Source organism: Longitalea luteola, assembly GCF_017356035.1.
GTDB classification, from domain to species: Bacteria; Bacteroidota; Bacteroidia; order Chitinophagales; family Chitinophagaceae; genus Niastella; species Niastella luteola.
Genome location: NZ_JAFIQX010000006.1, coordinates 15,329 through 38,380, shown reverse-complemented (window position 1 = coordinate 38,380; position 23,052 = coordinate 15,329). Strand labels below are relative to the sequence as shown.

Genomic DNA, 23,052 nt, shown 5'->3' with positions numbered 1-23,052 from the left:
TTGATTGTTGTTCTCAGGTTAGCCAATTACTTACCTACTTTCAATTCAACTTTCTGTACGTCGGCTGAACTGCGGCCTACCATACATTCAAATATGCCATTTTCAACACCATATTGCATGTCGGCATTCCAGAAGGCCAGTTTGCTGGCATCAATGGTAAAGGACACCGTTTTTGTTTGTCCGGGTTCCAGCGTAATACGTGTAAAATCTTTCAATTCTTTTACCGGCCGGGTGACACTGCTTATTTTTTGATGAATATATAATTGTACAATTTCATCGCCGGCCATGGTGCCGCTATTGGTAACATCTACTTCCACTGTACCGTACACCTGGTTGCCGGCTGGTTCAACCGAAGCCAGGCTGCTCTTTTTGGCCGGGGCGCCCGTTGCCATTTTTACGCGGGGTTTCGAATAGCTAAATGTGGTATAGCTGAGGCCATGCCCGAACGGATACAGGGGCATTTTATCTTCTGCCACATAGTTAAAGAAACGGGCGCTGGGTTTATGATTATAGAAAACAGGTACCTGCCCGGTCGATCTGGGATAGGTAATGGTCAATTTGCCTGATGGATTTACATCGCCAAACAGGATATTGGCAAAGGCATTACCCGCTTCTTCGCCCATGAACCAGCCATCAACGATGGCGGGAACATGTTGAGCCAGCCAGGGAATAGCGAGCGGGCGGCCATGCGTTAAATACACCACTACCGGTTTGCCGGTGGCTACCATTGCTTTTACCAGGTCTTCCTGCTGACTTTGCAAACGCAGATCGGCCATATCGCCAAAGTGATTGGGCGCCCAGGCTTCGCGCGATAATTGCTCATTCTCTCCTATGGCTACTATCACCACATCGGCCTGTTGTGCTGTTTTGACCGCTTCTTCTATCAGCTGCGCATTTTCTGCTTCGGTTGGAAAGATAATGGTGTCGATATACTGGTAGTTATTCTGACTAATGCTGTCGCCGTTTTTGGTAATGAGGCAGCCTTTCGCGTACAGTACTTCTGCGCTGCCCTGTACTTTGTTTTTTATACCTTCCAGCAGGGAAACGTTCTTGCTGGGCAGGCCTGAATAATCGCCCAGGTAATTAACGGCCGCCATGGGACCAACCACGGCGATCTTTTTATATTGGTCTTTTTTTAGTGGCAGCAGGTTACCGGCAGCATTGCCGAAAGGCGCATTCTTCAGCAAGACGATTGATTCTTCGGCAATTTTCAATGCCAGCTCACGGCCTTCGGTACTGCCAGCATTTTGTCTGGCTTTTTCTACGTCTATCGGTTGCTGATCATCAAAGAGGCCCAGCCTGAACTTCAGCTCCAGTATTTTGGCAACGGCGCTGTCCAATGCTTTGGTGTTGATCTTGTTCTCTTTCACCAATGTACCCAGGTGGCGGTAATTCACGCCATACGGCAGATCGGTAGTTACGCCGGCGTTGAAAGCTTTCAGGGCTGCTTCTTTCTGGTCGGTTGCAATAAAATGTTTATTCCACAACTGATCGATGCCGAACCAGTCGCTTACCACAATACCATTGTAGTTCCACTCCTTGCGCAGCACATCTTTCAATAACCATTTATTACCATGCGAAGGCAAACCGTCTATTTCATTATAGGAGGCCATAATGGCGGCGGGATTGGCGTATTTTACGCAGAGGCGGAAAGGTTCCATATGCGCTTCCCTAATTACCCGTTGCGAATAGTTGGCAGGCGCCTGATTGCTGCCGCTCTCTGCCTGGCCATGCCCGGAAAAATGTTTAAGGGTGGCGGCTACATGATCCGGGGCAATGGTTCCGTTATTACTGCCCTGGAAGCCGCGCACAATGGCGCTGCCGAGGATACCGCAGAGATAGGGATCTTCGCCCAGTGTTTCACCGGTGCGGCCCCAGCGCGGGTCGCGTGTAACATCTACCACCGGCGACAAAACAAGGCTGGTTCCACGTACACGGGCCTGTTTGGCTGCGTGCGAATATATTTTTTCCAGCAGGTTCACATCCCACGAACAGGCTAACCCAATGCCATGGGGAAATACATCTACCTCGCGCTGTACCAGGCCGTGATGGGCTTCGTCAATAAAAATAATGGGAATGCCAAGCCTGGTTTTCGTGCGCAGATATTCCTGCAGCCGGTTACGGGCGGCAATGGTAACCTCCATGGTTTCATCGAAGGCGGGATTGATCATTCCCATCCCATTCTTGTATAAGGAATCGAGCCTGGCGGTATTATTAAAGAGCTTATCATCGAGTTTGGGCCGGCCGGCGTGCATGGTTTGCAACTGGGCCACTTTTTCTTCCAGTGTCATGCGGCCGAGCAGGTCGGCTACCCGTTTGGCAACTGGTTGTTTGGCGTCTTTGTAAGCAGGTTGTTGCGCGTACGAGTAACACAGGCAACAGATGATACAGGGAAAGAAGAAGGTAACAAATTTCATTTTGAACAGTTGAGTTTTAGATAAGACAATGTTCATGCAGTTTCAAACCGTAAAACGGGGTTTGAGAACTTACACGCGGTGCTCCATGAAATTTGGTTGGGGGAATGCTTAGAAGATGTTGAAGATAGGAAAAATATTGAAATTGCCTGTTACCGGCCGGAATAAGAACAAAACACCGCTTTCAAGTGTCATTATTACCCTTGAAATTCATTAAAATATCCAGTCTTCGGGCCGATACCTTTGCAAATTTTTTAATGAACGGGGATCAGGCAGGAGATTGTTCAACAGATCAACCAAGAATTTGATATTTTTTCATTTTTAACGGCTCTATTAGAAAAAATGCACTTAAAACCCTTATAATCTGACTATATTTTAAGAATTTTGCAACTTGATTTAAATTATATAAAATGAGCAAAACCCCCGCTGCATTATTCGACAAAGTATGGGATTCGCATGTGGTCAGGCATATTGAAGATGGCCCCGATGTGTTGTTTATTGACCGGCATTTTATTCACGAGGTAACCAGCCCGGTTGCATTTCTGGGTTTGGAGAGCCGGGGATTGAAAGTGATGTTCCCCGAGAAAACCTTCGCCACCGCCGATCATAATACCCCCACCATTAACCAGCACCTGCCTGTTCAGGACCCCCTGTCGGCCAACCAGCTGAAAGCCCTGGAAAGCAACTCGGCTAAATATGGTATTTCACACTGGGGATTAGGCAATCCCAAAAATGGTATCGTGCACGTTGTGGGACCCGAAAACGGTATCACCCTGCCGGGTATGACCATTGTGTGCGGTGACTCGCATACTTCTACCCATGGTGCTTTTGGCGCTATTGCATTTGGTATTGGCACCTCTGAGGTTGAGATGGTGCTTTCCAGCCAGTGTATTATGCAGCCCCGTCCCAAGAAAATGCGTATTAAGGTGAACGGTAAGCTGGGTAAAGGCATTACGCCGAAAGACGTGGTGCTGTACATCATTTCAAAACTTACGGCTGCCGGCGCTACCGGTTATTTTGTAGAATTTGCCGGTGATGTGTTCGAGAACATGAGTATGGAAGGCCGTATGACCGTGTGCAACATGAGTATTGAAATGGGCGCCCGCGGTGGTATGGTTGCTCCTGATGAAACTACCTTCAATTACATCAAAGGCCGTGAAAAAGCTCCCAAAGGCGAAGCCTGGGAAAAAGCACTGGCATACTGGAAAACGCTGAAGAGCGATGAAGGTGCTTTCTTCGATAAAGAATATGAATTCAATGCCGCTGATATAGAACCCATGATCACTTACGGAACCAATCCGGGTATGGGTATCGGTATTACCAAACGCATTCCTACCGCCGAAGAAATCGGAAGTAGCAAGGCCAGTTTCGACAAGTCGTTAGCCTATATGGATTTCCATGAGTCGGAAAGCATGATCGGTAAAAAAGTAGATTATGTGTTCATTGGCAGCTGTACCAATGGCCGTATTGAAGATTTCCGTGCATTTGCTTCTGTGATCAAAGGCCGTAAAAAAGCCGATCACGTTACTGCCTGGATAGTGCCAGGTTCACATATCGTAGAGCAACAGATCAAGGAAGAAGGTATTCTGGATCTTTTGCTGGAAGCAGGTTTCCAGTTGCGTCAGCCAGGTTGTTCAGCCTGTCTGGCAATGAACGACGACAAGATCCCCGCCGGCAAGTATGCGGTGAGCACCAGCAACCGCAATTTTGAAGGCCGCCAGGGACCCGGCGCCAGAACCATGCTGGCCAGTCCGCTGGTAGCTGCAGCCGCTGCGGTTACAGGATTTGTAACGGATCCGAGGGAACTCATTTAAGTTACAGGTTACATGTTTCATGTTACAAGGAAAACCAACGACTCCCTGAAACCCTGTAACCTGCAACCTGTAACGCTGAAAGAAACCAGGAACCTAAAACTTTGAATTAACAACTTAGCATTCAACAATGGCTTACGATAAGTTCACTATATTAAGAAGTACCGCGGTACCTATGCCTATCGAGAACGTAGATACCGATCAGATCATTCCGGCCCGTTTTCTTAAGGCCACCGAGCGCAAGGGATTTGGTGATAACCTGTTCCGCGACTGGCGCTTTGAAGCCGATGGCACTCCTAAAAAAGATTTCGTTTTAAACAATCCCATCTATTCCGGTAAAATACTGGTGGGTGGTAAAAACTTCGGGAGCGGTAGTAGCCGTGAGCACGCTGCCTGGGCCATTTATGATTATGGTTTCCGTTGCGTGGTGAGCAGCTTCTTCGCTGATATCTTCAAGAACAACTCGCTGAATATCGGCATATTACCGGTTCAGGTAAGCGAATCATTCCTCGATCAGATCTTTAAGGCTATAGAAGCCAATCCTAAAACTGAACTGGAAGTGAACCTTCCCGAACAAAAGATCTCTATCGTTGGCGGTGCCTCAGAATCTTTCGAGATCAATGGCTATAAAAAGCACAATATGATGAATGGCTTCGATGATATCGATTTCCTGCAAAGCCTGAAATCTGATATCCAGACATTCGCCGCTAAAAGCATCTATTAATAAAGCACCAAGAACCAAATTCCAAGAACCAAAGAATAAGAACCAAATCTCAAGTTCCAAGATCCAAAAAAGCACCAAAAGGAATTAATATTTGAAATTTGCGATTTAGTCGAGTTTTGGAATTTGTGATTTGAGATTTTTTTGGGTCTTGAGATTTGTGATTTGAAATTTTAACCTTGTTATGTCTGGTGACCAGCGACACATAGAGATTATGGATACCACACTCCGCGATGGCGAACAAACCAGCGGCGTGTCGTTCTCCCCCACCGAAAAACTGACCATTGCCCAACTGCTTTTAACAGAGGTAAAGGTAGACCGCATTGAAATTGCCTCTGCCCGGGTAAGCGAAGGTGAATTTGAGGCGGTAAAAGCCATTACCAAATGGGCAAAAGCCAATGGGTTTTTAAACCAGGTAGAAGTGCTCACTTTTGTGGATGGCGATGTATCTATTCAATGGATGCAGCAGGCCGGCGCCAAAGTGATGAACCTGCTCACCAAAGGCTCGCTGAATCACCTCACCCACCAGTTAAAGAAAAAGCCGGAACAACATTTTGCGGAAGTAGCGGACGTAATAAAACTCGGCCGGAAAAAAGGACTGGAAAGTAATGTATACCTCGAGGACTGGAGCAATGGGATGCGCCATTCACGCGAGTATGTATTCCAGTACCTCGATTTTCTGCAAAAGCTGCCCGTAAAGCGGATCATGCTGCCGGATACCCTCGGCATTCTGACGCCGTCGGAAGTGACCGAATACATTTCGGCTATTGTACAACGCTATCCCGATCTGCATTTCGATTTTCACGCACATAATGATTATGATCTGGGTACTGCCAATGTGCTGGAGGGAGTAAAAGCCGGCGCTAAAGGCATTCACCTTACCATCAATGGTATGGGTGAAAGAGCAGGCAATGCACCCCTCGCCAGTGCAGTGGCCGTCCTGAATGATTTTCTGCCCGAAGTAAAAACTTCTGTGGTAGAAGCGTCCCTGTACCGGGTAAGTAAACTGGTAGAAACCTTTTCGGGTTTCCGCATTCCCGTTAACAAACCGGTAGTGGGTGAAAACGTATTCACACAAACAGCCGGCATTCACGCCGATGGCGATAAAAAGAACAAACTCTATTTCAGTGACCTGATGCCCGAACGTTTTGGCCGCCAGCGGCGCTATGCCCTGGGCAAAACCAGCGGAAAGGCAAATATTGAAAACAACCTGGCGCAACTGGGCATTAAGTTGAGTGAGCACGATCTAAAAAAAGTTACCCAGCGCATTATCGAGCTCGGCGACAAAAAAGAAGTGGTTACCCAGGCTGATCTGCCATACATCATCTCCGATGTGATCGACAGCAAGAACATCCAGGATAAAGTACGGATCGATAATTACGTACTCACCCATACAAAGAGCCTTCACCCTTCCGCCACGTTGAAAGTTTCGATCAACGGCGACCTGCATGAAGAACATGCGCAGGGCGACGGGCAATACGACGCCTTCATGAATGCGCTGAAGAAAGTATATAAAAAGCTGAAACAGGAATTGCCGATGCTGACGGATTATGCGGTGCGTATTCCGCCTGGTGGTAAAACCGACGCGCTGTGCGAAACGGTTATCACCTGGAGCTTTAATGGCCGGGAATTCAAGACCCGTGGCCTCGACAGCGACCAAACCGTGTCGGCAATAAAGGCCACGCAAAAGATGTTGAATCTTATTTAAATAGTTACCGGTTACCAGTTACCAGGGCCCCGGGAACCGGTAACTGGTACCTGGCAACTGACTCTTAAATCAGAAAAGCTCATTTCATAGCAAAATCAATTTTAAGGAACACATGGCAAGCAAACATATCTTAATCGTCCCCGGCGACGGCATTGGACAGGAAGTAACTGCAGTTGGTAAAAAAGTGTTGGACAAGATCGCTGCAAAATTCGGACACACCTTTACATACGACGAAGCATTGATAGGCCATGTGGCCATTGAGGCAACCGGTAATCCGCTGCCGGATGAGTCGCTCGAGAAAATGCGCAAATCAGACGCCGTGTTATTTGGCGCTGTGGGTCATCCGAAGTATGACAATGACCCATCAGCGAAAGTACGTCCGGAACAGGGCTTGCTGAAAATGCGTAAAGAGCTTGGATTGTATGCCAACCTCCGCCCTATTAAATTATTCGATGAATTGCTGGGTGCTTCCAGCATCAAACCCGAGATACTCAAAGGCGCTGACATCCTGTTCTTCCGCGAGCTGACCGGCGACATATACTTTGGTGAAAAAGGCAGAAAGAACAATGGGGATACCGCTTATGACGTGGCTGAATACAGCCGCTTCGAAGTAGAACGCATTGCCCGCAAAGCGTTTGAAGCTGCCCGTACGAGAAGAAAGAAACTCTGTTCGGTAGACAAAGCCAATGTGATTGAAACAAGCCGCCTGTGGCGCGAAGTGATCCAAAAAGTAGCCAAAGAATATCCGGATGTGGAAGTGGAGCATCAGTTCGTTGACGCTACTGCCATGTTGCTGATCAAAGACCCACGCCGTTTTGATGTGGTTGTAACCGCTAACCTGTTTGGTGATATTCTTACCGACGAAGCTTCGCAGATCGCCGGTTCTATGGGTATGCTGGCCTCGGCATCTGTAGGCGATGGCACTGGCGTATACGAACCCATTCACGGTTCTGCGCATGATATTACCGGTAAGGGCGTGGCTAATCCGCTGGCGTCAATTTTATCGGCAGCTCTGTTGCTGGATATTTCGTTCGGCATGAAGGCAGAAGCAGAAGCCGTGATCAATGCGGTTGATAAAGTATTAAAAGCAGGATTCCGTACCCGCGATATTGCGGATGCGCAAACACCTGCAAACAAAATATTAGGCACAGACGCCATTGGTGAGGAAGTGCTGAAGTTTTTATAACTGTGCACAATCAAGCACGCTTTTAAGCAGGGGCTGCCTTCCGGCGGCCCTTTTTTTTGTAGTAATAATAGTTGTCATGATAACCATTCGATACCGCCTAAACGATGTAAGGATATTTCATCACTACATTTATATATTAAGGAAGAATTAAATGTTAGTTTGAAAATAAAATTCCACTAACCGGGTATTGTTGAAGTAAAATAAGTGCTTAATTTTAGTGCTGTATAATTGATGCACAACTAAGCTGTTTTAAATTGGTTTAATTACTCACTGCGCCTCCATCCTATTTTCTCCCAACCAACCATTCTCATTGGATCCAAACCGGATCAGGTTCTCCTTTTGGGGTACTGATAAGTGTTTGTACAGGCCTAAGGTAGTTTAATTATCGTACTCAACGTAAAAAATGGGGATTTTAACATGATAAACAATCCGAAGAATAAAAATCGGGAGCGTCAATTCAATGACCTTGTTACCGCGTTACAACCGGGGTTATGCAACTTTGCCCGAACCCTTGTTAGTGATCGTGAAACTGCAGAAGACATTGTATCGGAGAGCTTTACTACATTTTGGCGAAAAGAATTGGAAATTCGCAGCATTGATGAAGCCAGAGCATTACTTTTAAAGATCACGAAAGATAACTGTTTCTCCTTTTTAAAAATCAATTCTTTACATCGTAAACTTTTCAAAAGGTTTGAATTAGCTACCCGGCATTCAACGCAATGGTTCGAAGATCGCGACGCCCGGCTATTTGAGATCACCGACCTCTTATATCATGCTATTGAAGAATTACCGGAACAATGTGGTAAAGTTTTCAAACTTATACATTTTAATCAGTTGAATAGGAATGAAGTAGCTGCTAAACTAGGAATATCTCCCAACACTGTAAAGAATCATTATGACAAAGCAATTAAACATTTGAGGAAGGTTTTTACAGAAAGGGAATTAATGATCGTATTACTGCTGGTCTCATTACATTTCTTAAAAAATTAATAAAGACGGATACAAAAAATGCCTGTTTGAGATAAACAGGCATTTTTTTTTGTTTTTTTTCTTCATTGACTAGTACAAATGCCTGCTTCGATATGGTTATATATATAGCACCCTTTATGAACAGGTGTTGGCAACGATTAGTGCATCAAACTATTTATTCAAGCAAAGTTGTGCATAATGTACTTAGAACATAAGATAATCAACGAAATAATCGTAAACTATTTCCTCGATGAACTGACCGAAGAACAGCAGGCTATACTCGATGAATGGCTATTAGTGAATGAGAACAGGTTGTTCTTTGAGAGAATAACGGCACAGGGCTTTATGGAGGAACAGTTGGCCAGACTGGATTATTATAAAAACAGACTTGAAATGAACAGGGAGCTGATATGGAATAAAATACATGAAGCTAATAATAGTGGCCAAAAAAAGAACAGGATAATCAGCATCCCGAAGATCAACTGGCTGGCCTGGCGGCCCTGGGTATATGCCGCGGCTTCTATTGGCTTGCTCCTGATGGGAACCTATTTTTGGAGGAATACAGACTGGAAGATTCCTTCAGCTACGAATAATCCGGTGGTAACTACAACTGATATACCACCGGGTTCACAAAAAGCAACGTTAACACTAGCTGACGGACGAAAGATTTCCCTCGATAGTGCCAGCCAGGGAGCCATTGCGAAGCAGGGAAATACGGTTATTAATAATTATAACGGGCAATTAAAGTATGATGGACCGGCCTTGAATGATGGCGAAATGCAGTATAATACGCTTTCTACCAATAAAGGAGAAACGTATCAGCTGCAGCTGCCTGATGGCTCCCGCGTGTGGCTCAATGCGGCTTCATCGATCCGTTATCCGATCGCCTTTAGCCAACATGACAGAACCGTTGAGGTTACAGGTGAGGTTTATTTTGAAGCGGCCAGCATAGCTTCGGGGCCAGACGGGAAAAAGATCCCCTTATTTGTTGATATTTCTACAGCCGGAAATACAGTCGAAAGCCAGCGAAGGCGTGTAGAAGTGTTAGGTACACATTTCAATATCAACGCTTATTCCGATGAGCCCGCCATTAAAGTAACACTGCTCGAAGGAAAGATAAAAGTAATGGCGGCACAGGAACAGGCGCATATTTACGAGGGACAGCAAGCCCGTATTTCATTGGCTGCGCAAACCCAGACAAATAAAAAGTTCATTCAAATACTCAATGATGTAGATATTGCCCAGGCGGTAGCCTGGAAAGATGGAAAATTCAACTTTAACCATAGCGATCTGAAAACAGTCATGCGGCAAATTGTCCGCTGGTATGATCTGGAAGTTGTTTATTACCCGTCAGTACCAGAAGAAAAATTTTTCGGGGAGATGCATCGTAATACGACGATCACCGGTGTGCTTATGGTCCTGGAGGAAACAAGCAGTGTGCATTTTACCCTGGAAGGCAGAAGAATAATTGTCAAACCTTAATCTTATGCTGTCAGCTTCGATGTGTGTTTACAATTCCTTGTCCCAACTCGGCCTTCTGGTTGAAGGCCAGGCCTTTCACCGATCAGGTGTGCAAAGTATGCACATAATGAGAGCCTTATTCCAGTAAGAACCTGTTCACTAGAAAAAAAACTGCGTCAAACAGAAGGATGCTGAAGTATTTTACAATACACGGCTCAATATGTTTACGGTAAAGTGACCTGATGCGTACCTGCACAGAGACAATTTACTAAAACCACTCCTTCTCAAGCAGTGACTATTATCATGTTGAATGGCTAAGAAATAAGCAACAACCTCAGTTGCATTAACCATTGAACTTTCCTGCCATTAACCTTCCTCATTAAACCTTGAGTACGCTTATCCCCCGTTTAGAACCGGTCGGTATCATCATGCGGGGTTGGCACAGTTGAAGACAACTGGCGCCCGGCCGTCTGTTGAATGGAATAACGGCAATATTATCTAAAACTCATAAATCTATAAACTTTATAAATCATCAAAATATTGGCAAAAAAGAACCAAAAAATAATTATGAAAAAGATTTTACTGGTATTGACATTTCTGACGCTGGCGTCCATCTGCCTTGCTCAAACCATCACGATGCAGGATAAGAATGCTTCGTTCCTAAAGGTGTCTGGGGAAATAGCCCGGCAAACCGACTATGTGGTTTTTGTAAATGCAGAAATCGTCCGGGATATTCCACCGTCCAACATAGACGTACGAGGTATGCCTTTGGAGGCGTTTTTGGAAATGTATTTAAAAGATAAATCGCTCGTTCATAATATAATTGAGAAGATAATTTATATCACTGCACAGAATAAGCGCCTGCCTTCACCGGTACCAATGCGCGCCAGTACAGCGCTTACCATTAACGGAAAGGTTACTGATCAAAACGACAACAGCCTCCTGAACGCGAATGTGACAGTAATAGGCACTGAACATGCAACTACTACCGATAGTCTGGGATATTTTATACTTAAAGGAGTTGACAGTAATGCTATGATAAAGATCTCTTTTGTAAATCATTCACCTGTAATAATGAAAGCTGCCGGCCTGAACAACAAGGTTATAAAACTGGAAATGCAAAGCCAGGAACTGATTACTGTTATCGTAAACACCGGTTACCAGTCACTACCAAAAGAAAGAACAAACGGCTCATTTGTTAAGATAGATAATGAACTGCTGAACAGGCGTATATCAACGAACACAATAGACAGATTGCCCGGGGTCACGAGCAGTTTCCTTGTAAGGTCAAACGTCGGTAATTCAAAGGAATCACCTTTTAGTATCAGAGGCCGAAGCACTGTTTCAGCCATAACATTTCCCCTGATCATTGTTGACGATTTTCCTTACACCGGAGATATAAATAACATTAACCCAAATGATGTGGAAAGTATAACCATTCTAAGAGATGCGGATGCAGCGGCTGTCTGGGGAGCTTTTAGCAGCAACGGTGTAATTGTGATAACAACCAAAAAAGGTAAAAATGGTCAGCCATTACAGCTGGAGTTGAATGCAAACATCACCATGAGTGAAAGGCCGGCGCTCTTTAAGCGTCCTGACTTTATACACGCGACGGATCTCATTGATCTTGAAATTGACCTGTTCAATAAAGGATTCTTTGATGGCATATTGAAAAATCCTTACCCTCCGGCAGTTCCCCTGGTGGTTGAGATCCTGCAGAAACGGCGAACAGGCCTGATCACCGGCACAGATTCCGCGCATTTGATAGATGCATTGAGATCAAATGATGTAGGAAAAGATTTCCATAAATATTTCTATCGAAGAAGCTGGAACCAGCAGTACGCCGTTAACATCACAGGTGGTGGTTCCCGGAATACTTATCAGTTTTCGGCGGGGTTCGACAGGAATGTACCTGTTCTGACCCATAATGAATTCAAACGATATACATTGAACTCGAATAATACCTTTTCTTTCTGGAAAAAACTCGAGGTGCAGGCAGGACTCAATTATACAGGCGTAAAGACAACTTATAATAATGGAGGGAAAGATTCAGTTACCCTGGGCGACCGAAGTTTATCCTCTTACACAGCGCTGGCCAATGATCAGCATCAGGCGTTGGCTGTATCAGGAAACCTGCCGTTGTATGTTAAAGATACAATAGCATGGGCAGTAGATCCGCATTACCGCCCTTTACAAGACCTTCGGGACGCCGATTACAACAGTTATTCAGACAAATTGACCTTTGATGCCAAGATCATTTTCAAGATCATTCCCGGACTCAGCCTGCAGGGAAGTTTTCAATACGTGAATCAGCATACCAATAACGAACAGTTCCATAAACTATCTGCTTACTATACGCGGCAACTGATCAACTCCTTATACAATCCGCTGGGTAATTCAGAAAAAGATAAATATCCCGTGCCTCAGGGTGATATTTATGATGAAACAAAAATAACGATCAAAAGTATAAGGGTGAGAAGCCTTGCAAAATTCGAAAAGTCATTTCGTAAACATTTTTTGTCGGTAATGGCGGGGGCTGAAAGCGGTGAAGTAAAAATGACATTCAATACCAACAGGCAATATGATTACGATGCAGGCAATAGCACCAGCAGGTCTTCCCTTAATTATCTGCAAAGATATCCTGCATATCCGAATAGTGGCGATAGCCTTTTGGTCCCGTTTGTTAACAGATCTGGTTGGACAAACGATGCCACCACCTCTTTCCTGATCAATTCGGCCTATACGTATAAAAACAGGTACTCAGTAAGTGCCAGCAGCCGTATAGATATGGCGAATATCCTGGGCACTGATTTTAATAATAAATATGTTCCATTATGGTCAACAGGCGTTTCCTGGCTGTTAAGTGAAGAAAAGTATTTCCGGCAGTGCCGGTGGATATCCAAATTAAAGCTAAGAGGCAGTTTCGGCTATATGGGCAATGTTAATGTTAATATTCCTGCTTTGCAGACATATAAGGCACCCGCTACACCCAATAATGCCGGTTTTCTCTGGTCATCCATTAATAATCCACCCAATCCCGATCTCGGCTGGGAAAGAAAAAGCCATTTGAATGCAGGTCTTGATTTCGAGATGCTGAATAAACGCCTGTCGGGCCGGATCGAACTTTATTTTACAAAATGTGACAATCTGATCGGCCTTAGCAGGCTGGCGCCCAGTGCCGGATACGCCGGATTGGGAATGCAGGGTTTTATGACCAATGCAGCCGGTATGAAAAGCCATGGAATAGATATTGAATTATTCAGCAATAACATAAAAGGCAGGTTCAGCTGGAATACACAAATATTATTCAGCTATAATAGAGATAAAATGACGGCTTATGAACAAACTTATACCGGGCATGGAGTGGCGCAGTCAACCGGTGGTTTTAACGATATTCATACACCGGTTGTCGGCAAGCCGTTATCGGCTGTTTACAGTTTCAAATGGGGCGGTTTAGACCCTTTAACCGGAGATCCCAGAGGATATGAAGGAAAGACACTAAGTACGAATTATGAAAAATTGATCACTGCTTCGATCAACGACATGGACTACAATGGGCCCGCACAGCCCGTTGCATTTGGCGCTATTATGAATACGTTCTATTACAAGCAATTCACACTGTCGGCAAACATAGAATATAAGTTAGGCTATGTATTCAGGGCTACCACTATCTCCTACTTTGCGTTATATAATTCAGGTTATATGCACCGGGATTATTACAAAAGATGGACGGAACCGGGAGATAATACAAGCGTACCTTCCATGGTCTATCCGCCTCAGTCGCCTATGCGCGATGAATTCTTTTCATATTCGTCAGTGAACGTACATAGTGGTGATAATATACGCCTCCAGGACATTCGACTGGCCTATAATTTCAATACTATTAAATTACAGGAGCTATCCATTTCGCATTTACAGATCTATCTGTATATAAACAACATAGCAATATTGTGGAGAAAAAATAAACTGGGGTTAGACCCTGATTTTAACAACGGCGTTGGTCCGGAACGAACATTTACACTTGGCGGTAAGATCGATTTTTAATTTCTTCAAATACTACTACATGCAATTTTTAAAAATTACTGCTGCTCTTTTTCTTATCCTGTTTTTGCAAGCCTGCTTAAAAAAGCTGGATAACAAACCTTCTTCAGCGCAGGCCACTGCAGAATCAATAGCAGATCTGCAAAGATTATTAGACAACCAATCAGTAATGAATGCCAACCGTCCTTTTCTGCTCGAATTGGGTGCTGATGATTTTTTCACGCCTACGGTTATATGGAAGAATCTCGACCCCGTATGCCAACTAGGCTATATCTGGGAAAAAGATCCATTCCTAGGAGCCGACGTAAACGATTGGAATTCCTGTTTTAGTACAATCCTTTTTTCAAATATTGCGCTCGAGAAAGTCCGAACACTTAAAGACGAAACAGACACAGCCGAAGCAAGATTTGTGCGCGGCCAGGCGCATTTTCACCGGGCGTATGCAAACTGGCTATTAGCACAGCTTTTTTGTAAAGCATATGATAATCGTACCGCTTCTACAGATCCTGGTTTACCGCTGAGGCTCTCTTCCAATGCCAAAACATTGGTAAACAGATCCACCGTCCAGGAGACCTATAACCATATTATCCGTGATCTACTGGAAGCAAAAACACTATTACCAGCCAAAACCCCAATACCTACTCGTCCCTCTTTGTTGGCGGCTGAAGCATTACTAGCCAAGGTATTTTTATCGATGGGTGATACAGAGAAAGCCTGGGATTTCGCCAACCAAGTCTTATTAAAAAGCGATACTCTTATTGATTATAATGGCGTTCGCAATTCAGGCATACCTTTCAGACAGTTCAATGAAGAAACAATATTTTATGCGACAATGGGTGCTGCCGCAATATTTAATAATGGTAATAATTGCCCTGTTGATACATTGTTATATGCAAGCTATAACGACAATGACCTTAGAAAAGAGTTGTTTTTTACCAATGGAAATAACAACTATAAGATATTTAAGGGTTCTTATTCCGGTTCCACGCTTAAGTTTTGCGGCATTACAACCGCTGAAATATTGTTGATCCGCGCTGAATGTTACGCCCGCAAGGACCAGGTCAAAGAAGCCATTGAAGACTTAAATACATTAATGAAAAAGAGATGGAAAGTAACGGTGCCTTTTCAACCGTTTCATGTAACTGGTAAAGAAGCAGCGTTGGATTCAATATTGAATGAACGGCGAAAAGAGATGATCTTTAGATGCGCACGTTGGATAGACATAAAAAGACTCAATGTAAAAGATAAAAACATTACACTTACCCGCAAAATTGATAATCGGTTGATCACTCTACCTGCCAGGGATCTAAGGTTTATATACCCGATACCAGCACAAGAAGTGCTGTTAAATCCAATGGAGCAAAATTAAAAGAAACACGCAAAAGCCTGCAATATAAGATGCAGGCTTTTACGCGTAAATGAACTATACGGCTATAAGGGAGTATAAGTACCGGGATATAATGTGCCGCCGGGAAACGTCTCATTGGTATCACGAAGCCAGGTGTAAGAATAGAACCTGCAGCATATGGGATTGCCCGGGGGACAAAGGAGGTCGAGTTCTCCTCTTGTATCTACCGCACAGGAATCCCAGGGACCGGCCTTGGCAAATGCGCTGGTTACACCGGCCAACAGAGCCAGTGTCAGCATGTTAATTTTAAACCGTTTCATAAATTTCTATTTAATGGTTAATAAGACAGGCATGTAAGGGGTTGCGACCTGTCTTTTTGAAGTAATGTGCCTACTCTATTTTCCCAGGTTTTCGGCTTCGCCTGTTTGTTATAACAAATCGTTTATCTGATACTATAAACAACCAGCTGGTTTTCGTAAATAGCATAAAACCGATCGTGCAATACATTGAACTTTACCAGGCGTTTTCCCGGTAATGAAGGAACATACAGCGTTCCGGTATAACTTCTGGTATTTATGTCGTAAACATCTATCACTATACTATTCATAAACCGGCGGCTTGTTTCATTGTCGGCCTTCAATCTAGAATGGATATACAGCCTGCCTTCACTCACACAACTGCCATTACTTAACAACTTAGGAGGAGCCGTAAAAGAAAAATAAGTGCCTTTCGCCGTAGATGTGGCTACTGCTTTGGCTGTGTATGTATTAAACGTATCGATACCCGTGCCTTTATGTAGCAATTGCAGACCGGTATCAGCATACAGGATCTTGTTTGAATAAAAATGATGGTATACGATCGTATTGGTCTTCTTGTCAAAATGCAGCATACCATCTGTTACAAAACCGCCACCATCAGTTCTGTCAGTCAGGTCTTTTTCTACTGTACGAGCCCCTGTAAGTAGATTGATGGTACTTATATTTTCATCCTTAAAGCTTGAGTCGAAACCGCGGATGATCACGGTGTTAGTATCTATTAAAGCGTTCCGGCTGAAAGCCCGGCTAACAGGATAAATAGTTTCTTTTTCAACTATCAGATCATAACGGATAACACAAGGCACGTTCGATCCAAAAATGTACAGATCCGGATAATTAAGCCGCACGGTAAAATTTCCAGCCAGTTTATTATGGGCTGTAATAGGCAGATCAATCATCTGTTCTTTAGTCAATGCGCTATTGGTGAGAATGATCTCATTGGGCCTGGCTGTAACAATAAAAATGCTGTCCCCACTTACTCCGGCTACATCCCGCAACGGAACATAGAACCGCCGTTCTGCTATTTTCGTTATTGAGAAAGGAGCCTGTTTACGTTTAAATCCATTACCAGCGTCATTCATTTGTTTTACAGATGCCTTTAGAAAAGCCATTGCCAGAAAAACGGCAGCGGTAATACTTACGAGCAGGAACGTATGTATTCGTTTCATTAGTACTTTATTTTTGGGGTTGCACAACATGCAATAAAATACCTGAAAATGCCAGTAATGTAAACACCACATTGAACCAGAAATGTTGCGTCCAACTCATCATGGCCAGTACTCCCCCGCACGAACAAGGCACATAGTAACTGTAATGCAACATCATGTATATGTAGATGGTAAATGCCAGCATGAGCGCAAACGAGGCAAACAAACCGGCCAGCCTTGTCATTTTAAACAGCAATAGCAAAACAATGACGCATTCGGTTGCAGGAATAAACCAGGCAATTGTGGCTGCATGTTGTTCCAGAAACGGCGACTTGCCTAATTGGTCTTTAAATTTGGCATATTCCGTAACCTTGTTTACACCTGTATAGGAAAACAATAAGAGCAATAGGCTAGCGATTATCTGGATCCATAAATGTCTTTTTCTCCATTGGCTAATTGGCCCGGGGGCAGACTGTTTGATCAGGTTACCGTTAACATTATATGCTTTCATACCATTTATATTGGTAAATAATTACAACAAAAGAGATTGCTGCACCTGCCGTGGCGGCAAATGGCTAAATGAAATCTCTAAAAAAATGATAGCATTAATTACACGTTCTATGATCAGGATTAATTTTCATATAGCGGGGACAAAAAGGGTCAGGGCTCTCCTGATCGCAACCGGCTGGCCGGTGCAAAATTACAATACAAGTTACGCAGCAAAATGTGTCAATTCGGGATGAAAAATTGACGAATCGGGATTTTTTACTTTCGCAATATCGGCATCTCATTATCCCGTTCGCGGCTGACCGCAAGCCGCATCTGCCGGTACTTCAATGGTGAAAAGCCCGTGCACTGTTTAAATCTTTTGCAAAAACTGCCACCATCCGGAAAGCCGACATTGTTGGCGACCCGAGCAATCGGGTCTTCTGTAAATTCAAGCAGGTCTTTGGCTTTTTCGATCCGAATGTTAGTAAGGAATTCATACAGGCTCACATGGAACGTTTGCTTGAATCCATGTTTAAGTTTGTACTCGTTGGTACTTACTTTCCTGGCTAATTGAGGGTTGGTGTAATGTTGCCTGTACTCCCTTTCAATAATGGCTTTTACCAGATGTAACTTTTCTACATCTTCTCTTCGAAGATTCAACTTCATGGAAAGGTTTATTGGTTAATAAATATAATTAATGGGCGTCCTGAGTGAACCTTCCCTGCTCCATGTTAACAGGAAAGATCCCGCATGTATCCATTCAAATTTATATATAAAATTTATTTATTAACCAGCAGTATGGTGAACTTAACCTTTTTTGTTACATGTGAAAAAATATAACCATATCTATCATGTTGGCTATTCGAAAAAAATCATAAGTCCAGTTCGTTTACGACTGTGGTACCGTAGATCAATTCAAGTGCTTTTTCAACCGGCAGGTCGCCAGGCTGACCTAAAGGCGGTAATGGTAACCGCCTGGTTTCAATAACAACATGATCAGGGGTCAGTCCGGCAGCATAATCCCCTTTGCCCAACCCGTCGGCAATTTTATATACGATGGGCATTAACAACCATTCAACCTGCTTGGGTCTGCGCTTATCTTCTATTGGAAAAGCCGCTTGGTCTTTGCCCAATGTAGTTTCTCCGATACGGATCACTTTGTTAAATGGCGCGAGGTTGTGTGCTAATAATTCTGCAGCGGAAGCCGTTGCCGGCGATGTGAGTATAAAGATCCGCGATAATGTAAGGTTGCGTGCCTGCAGATCACTCATGTTTTTACCACTGGCATTGCCGGAAAATGCAATTGCATCCTGGAAAGTTTGCCTTACCGTTCCCCCATGCTTATTTCCCCGATAGGTTATAAAAACACTGCGCGGATTAAACGAGCTAACCAGCATGGCTGCCAGTTTAGAGGCGGAAGCGACGCTGCCTCCTGGATTATACCGCAGGTCGAGTATGCATTCAACAACCCCTTCATTCTTCAATTTTTGAACACTTTGTAACAGGATGGCGTCATCCTTATCTGCACAGAGAAAATAAGCCAGATACCCTGTTTTCTTACCATTCCTTTCAAAAACTTTGGTTGCGTATACACTTTTTTGAGGAACAAAACTGCTTTGAACCCCTACCCTGGCTGAATCAATAAGCGCAGTTCGGTTTTCGTTAAAAGCAGCCAGCTGCAGTATGGCCGACTCAGCCTGTAACGCCTTTGTCACTGTCTGGCTATTGTCGGGCGTTATGATCTTGTCATTAACTGCTGTAAATAACATACCCCGTTTAAATCCCCGGTTACTGACATTACTACCCGGCACCACACAGGTAATAACACCTACTAGCTTTTGTGTATCGAAAGGATGGGTCGCTAATGCATAATGAAAACCATATAATTCTGCTGCAGTTTTTGGTGAACCGATTCCGTTTCGGTTACTGATCCAGGAAAACCGGTCTTTCGGCGACAATAATTGTTTGAAAAACGCCTGCGTAGGTAATGAGTAATCGGGATGGGCCGGCATCTCTGCGCTCCAGTAATAATACAATTGCATGCTGTCGTATACCCATTTATTCAGTATACCCAAGGAGTCAGTTGGTTGCCAGGGTGCGTCTTTTTTGCTACAGGCAGGCCCCGGCAACAATGCGAGTGAAAGTAATATATATGCAATTAATTTTCCAATGGTCATTGTTAAATACAAAGTGCTTTTGACTGAAAGTAGTTATCGTTCTCGAAGATCAAACTGCGGGTAGTGCCTGACATTAGATCGCCTAGCCGTTTCTGGACCTTTATTTTACTTTTATTTTTTTGTTAACTGTGAATAATTCATTTTTGTAATGGATTTAAACAATTACTAAGCAAAGGGTATCCCGCCTGCCCGCGGAATGCCCTTTTGCAATTTAAATGCCCCTACTTTTTAATAAATGATTTGCTTTGACGCTCGCCATTCATGTTAAATACTACCATGTAATTGCCAGGTATGAGCTGGCTAACATTTATAGTTGTTTGTACAGCGCCCTGTTGAACATTCTGGGTGAACAGTTGACGGCCATCGATGCCAACTAACTGTACTGTAGTACCGGCTTCTGCAACCGGGTGTTTCAGGATCAGCTGGCTTTGAACCGGGTTGGGATATACATTCAATTTAATAACGCCTTTAACAGCCAGTACATCGCTGGTTACCTTAGCACCGTCTTTGCCCGTCAGGGTTACGCGGTAAAATGAAGTTGTTTCTGAACGTTTGTCGGTAAGTTGATAGAAAGGTTTCGCAGCACCGGCCGTGAGTCTGCTGATCGGTGCAAATGTTTTACCGCCGTCTGTTGATCTTTCAACAACGTATTCGCGTGCATTGGGTTCATCAGGCGTATTCCACTCCATGGTGATCAGGTCTTCATCAGTTGCTTCGCCATTCAGCCACAGGTTGATGATGAACAATTTATTACCATCGATCACCAGTACGTTATCCAGGCCACCGGTGGTGTTTTTAGTATCAACAGCAGTGAGATTTTGCCCAGGCCATTTGCCATTGAACGACAGATACAGGCGATACAGGCTGCCATTCAGTGAACGCTGGGCGATGTGCACGATACCATTAGGTAAAGTGTTGGGAATAATTGTGCCCCACGCTTTATTGATTCCGTTTACGCTATCAGCATAAAAAGGTGCATAGCCGTTGGCAATGCTGTTATCAGTTCCATCGCTTTCAATAAAGGTTCCGGTTACAGGACGGCCTTGCGCGAACAGGTTATCATATAACAAAATAAATTGTTTGGGGCTGCCATTACGTAATGACGTGCAACGGATGCCGGTGCCTCCTGTTGTATCCGTACCAAAGTTGATAACTTTAACAGGGTTTGGAGCAGTGATGCGGTGTGCAACGGTAATTCCATTATTGCCATTGTTCAAAACCAGGCGGAAATAAATGTTATTGCCAGGCGTGAACAATCCAACAGTACTAACTTCATTGGCAAACCAGCCAGTATATGCACCGCTTGAATCTGTTGTAAATGTGCCGTAACGGCCACTGGTAGCGAGCGAAGCAGCAGTTACCCGCACAAAATCGCCGCTGTCTTTTACCAGGATGTAAGCGCCTTCTCCGATACTGGCGCTTGCCGGATCCTCTACAAACCGGTTATAATAACGGTATGTTGCGTTGGGTGTTAATCCGCTTACGGTCATGCGGCAGACGAAGGGCACTTTCCGATCGTCGCCTGCATTAAATGTGCCGGCGCCCTGAATATATTGTGGAAAATGCACTTCAGTGAGCGATTGTGCATAGGATGATATAGCAAAGATCAGCAATGATACTATTACGATAAATTTCAGCTTCATAAAATATTTTTTAATGGTTGTATAGCTTGGCCATCATATTACCGAATTAAAAATACCGGGCATCCCTTCGAAAGGACACCCGGTATATTTAAAAAATTACCTGTTTCATGAATGATGAAATGGATAATGATTAATAATCGTATTTGGCCCAGCCGGCTAACCAGTTGTTGGTATTACCTGCAGCCACTACGTCAAAGGCACCGCGATAGCTGGTAGCGGTGAAGAAACCAGGATAACCGTCTAAACCGGTAAAGTCTGTACCCAGTGTAGCGGCATTTGAACCAGCTACGATTCTGAAATCGGGGCTAGACAGGTTAAATGGATTGTTCAACACAACATCAGCATTTGAATTTGATGCAGTTGATGTAAAGATGCCAGCGCCGAAAGGAGCAGTTACCGGATCCAGTACTTGTGATGCATTGAAAGCATGCACTATGTTATGAGAAAAATGGCTGGCATGGTTGATGGTAGGAGTAGACTCCAGTCTGATACCTCTGGGGAAACCAATGAAAATTGAGTTGCGCACATCGTACAGGCTGTGTCTGCGGAAGTGAGCGGCACTTAATGTACCAGAGATAGCATTTGACCAACCGATCACAGTCATGTTAGAGATGTACGGATTGGTGAATGGCTGATCAGCTGCACCGGTTCCATTGTTATCACTTTCAATACCGTTAGGATTGGCTGAATAGGTTTCATTAGGATCCAGCACTGAAACAGCATATTGAATATGACCTCTGTACCCGAAATCGAAATCAAATGCATCATCATCCGGAGCCAGTGCGAACAGGTATTTAGCATTTACTGTACCACCAAAGAACTCGAATGCATCGTCATTACCATAGGCAACTTCGATATGATCCAGCACAGTACCAGCACCTACGCCACCGCAGGTTAAACCATTCAGCTCATTGTCAGTTGCAATAGCAGCACCAGCATACTCAATGCGCACATATTGTAATTCACCGGCTTTATGGTTAACATCGCCCTGACCGGCAGCACCACCACCATAATTAATATCTACACCTGCAGGAACGCTGGGCAGGTTGATACCTTCGATGGTAGCATCGGCTCTGTTCAAAGGCGCGTTACCCAACAACACGATACCACCCCAGTCGCCGCTGGCAGGATTGGCTTCGTGTGACGTGAAAACTACAGGGTTTTGTGCATTACCTACAGCAAACAACTGGCTGCCACGGGTAATGATCAAAGCTGAAGCTGAATCGTTGGTTGACTTTTTCTTTGCTTCAACGCGGGTTCCTTCTGGCACGATCAGGGTAGCGCCATTAGTTACATACGTTTTGCCATCCAATACCCACAGAATGCCGGGATCCAGCTCTGTGTCAGTTGTAATGGTCAAAGGCAAAGTGATCGTGTCAGCATAAGGACCAGCAAATGTGCTGCGAGGTTCAAAACCTTTGTCGGCTCCGTTTTTTTTGCAAGCACCGGCAGCAACTGCGAGCACTGCCATGCTCAGGATAAGTCTTTTCATGATTAATTTAATTTGGTTTAAACAATTACTGAAATGGTATATGAAACAGGTAATCTTTTACTGGTTTTTATTTGCTTTGAATCGGCGGGTTGTTACACCATTGAACTGCATTTTTATCTGCAGCCAATAT

At 44.2% G+C, this 23,052-nt stretch carries 16 protein-coding genes; 8 read left to right on the top strand and 8 right to left on the bottom strand.

What is annotated here, in order from left to right:
- Nucleotides 1-26: 26 nt before the first annotated feature.
- Nucleotides 27-2,417, bottom strand: coding sequence for a glycoside hydrolase family 3 N-terminal domain-containing protein (locus JUB15_RS16140; protein ID WP_207513534.1), 2,391 nt, complete (start codon nucleotides 2,415-2,417; stop codon nucleotides 27-29).
- 407 nt (nucleotides 2,418-2,824) lie between these two features.
- On the opposite strand from JUB15_RS16140, the gene leuC reads away from it, so the two are divergent.
- The 8 genes from leuC (at nucleotide 2,825) to JUB15_RS16100 (ending at nucleotide 15,680) form a co-directional block, all read left to right on the top strand.
- Nucleotides 2,825-4,228, top strand: a complete 1,404-nt coding sequence (leuC, locus tag JUB15_RS16135; RefSeq protein WP_207513533.1) for a 3-isopropylmalate dehydratase large subunit — start codon at nucleotides 2,825-2,827, stop codon at nucleotides 4,226-4,228.
- A gap of 127 nt (nucleotides 4,229-4,355) precedes the next feature.
- Nucleotides 4,356-4,949 (top strand): 3-isopropylmalate dehydratase small subunit, encoded by a 594-nt coding sequence (gene leuD / locus JUB15_RS16130; protein ID WP_207513532.1) that lies wholly within the window; start codon nucleotides 4,356-4,358, stop codon nucleotides 4,947-4,949.
- Nucleotides 4,950-5,160: 211 nt separating this feature from the next.
- Entirely contained in the window at nucleotides 5,161-6,654 is a 1,494-nt protein-coding gene (locus tag JUB15_RS16125) for a hydroxymethylglutaryl-CoA lyase-like TIM-barrel protein (RefSeq protein WP_242696373.1), read from the top strand.
- A 112-nt stretch (nucleotides 6,655-6,766) separates the two neighbouring features.
- Complete coding sequence (gene leuB / locus JUB15_RS16120; protein ID WP_207513530.1) at nucleotides 6,767-7,840, top strand: 3-isopropylmalate dehydrogenase; 1,074 nt, start codon at nucleotides 6,767-6,769, stop codon at nucleotides 7,838-7,840.
- Between the two features lie 417 nt (nucleotides 7,841-8,257).
- Complete coding sequence (locus JUB15_RS16115; protein ID WP_207513529.1) at nucleotides 8,258-8,830, top strand: RNA polymerase sigma-70 factor; 573 nt, start codon at nucleotides 8,258-8,260, stop codon at nucleotides 8,828-8,830.
- Between the two features lie 177 nt (nucleotides 8,831-9,007).
- On the top strand, nucleotides 9,008-10,291 hold the full coding sequence (locus JUB15_RS16110) for a FecR family protein (protein WP_207513528.1): 1,284 nt from the start codon (nucleotides 9,008-9,010) through the stop codon (nucleotides 10,289-10,291).
- A gap of 546 nt (nucleotides 10,292-10,837) precedes the next feature.
- Complete coding sequence (locus JUB15_RS16105) at nucleotides 10,838-14,314, top strand: SusC/RagA family TonB-linked outer membrane protein (protein WP_207513527.1); 3,477 nt, start codon at nucleotides 10,838-10,840, stop codon at nucleotides 14,312-14,314.
- Between the two features lie 19 nt (nucleotides 14,315-14,333).
- Complete coding sequence (locus JUB15_RS16100) at nucleotides 14,334-15,680, top strand: RagB/SusD family nutrient uptake outer membrane protein (protein ID WP_207513526.1); 1,347 nt, start codon at nucleotides 14,334-14,336, stop codon at nucleotides 15,678-15,680.
- A gap of 62 nt (nucleotides 15,681-15,742) precedes the next feature.
- Here JUB15_RS16100 and JUB15_RS16095 read toward each other — a convergent pair whose 3' ends face one another.
- From JUB15_RS16095 to JUB15_RS16065, 7 genes are all read right to left on the bottom strand, one after another.
- The gene (locus JUB15_RS16095) at nucleotides 15,743-15,979 is read right to left on the bottom strand and encodes a hypothetical protein (protein WP_207513525.1); all 237 of its coding nucleotides are present in this window, start codon (nucleotides 15,977-15,979) and stop codon (nucleotides 15,743-15,745) included.
- Between the two features lie 122 nt (nucleotides 15,980-16,101).
- Entirely contained in the window at nucleotides 16,102-17,142 is a 1,041-nt protein-coding gene (locus tag JUB15_RS16090) for a hypothetical protein (RefSeq protein WP_207513524.1), read from the bottom strand.
- A 7-nt stretch (nucleotides 17,143-17,149) separates the two neighbouring features.
- A complete protein-coding gene (locus JUB15_RS16085; protein WP_207513523.1) occupies nucleotides 17,150-17,632 on the bottom strand; it encodes a MauE/DoxX family redox-associated membrane protein in 483 nt (160 codons plus the stop codon).
- Nucleotides 17,633-17,886: 254 nt separating this feature from the next.
- Complete coding sequence (locus JUB15_RS16080) at nucleotides 17,887-18,276, bottom strand: helix-turn-helix transcriptional regulator (RefSeq protein ID WP_207513522.1); 390 nt, start codon at nucleotides 18,274-18,276, stop codon at nucleotides 17,887-17,889.
- Nucleotides 18,277-18,482: 206 nt separating this feature from the next.
- Nucleotides 18,483-19,787, bottom strand: a complete 1,305-nt coding sequence (locus JUB15_RS16075; protein WP_207513521.1) for a S41 family peptidase — start codon at nucleotides 19,785-19,787, stop codon at nucleotides 18,483-18,485.
- Between the two features lie 221 nt (nucleotides 19,788-20,008).
- Complete coding sequence (locus tag JUB15_RS16070; protein ID WP_207513520.1) at nucleotides 20,009-21,430, bottom strand: T9SS type A sorting domain-containing protein; 1,422 nt, start codon at nucleotides 21,428-21,430, stop codon at nucleotides 20,009-20,011.
- A 130-nt stretch (nucleotides 21,431-21,560) separates the two neighbouring features.
- On the bottom strand, nucleotides 21,561-22,922 hold the full coding sequence (locus tag JUB15_RS16065) for a beta-helix domain-containing protein (RefSeq protein ID WP_207513519.1): 1,362 nt from the start codon (nucleotides 22,920-22,922) through the stop codon (nucleotides 21,561-21,563).
- Between the last annotated feature and the right edge of the window lie 130 nt (nucleotides 22,923-23,052).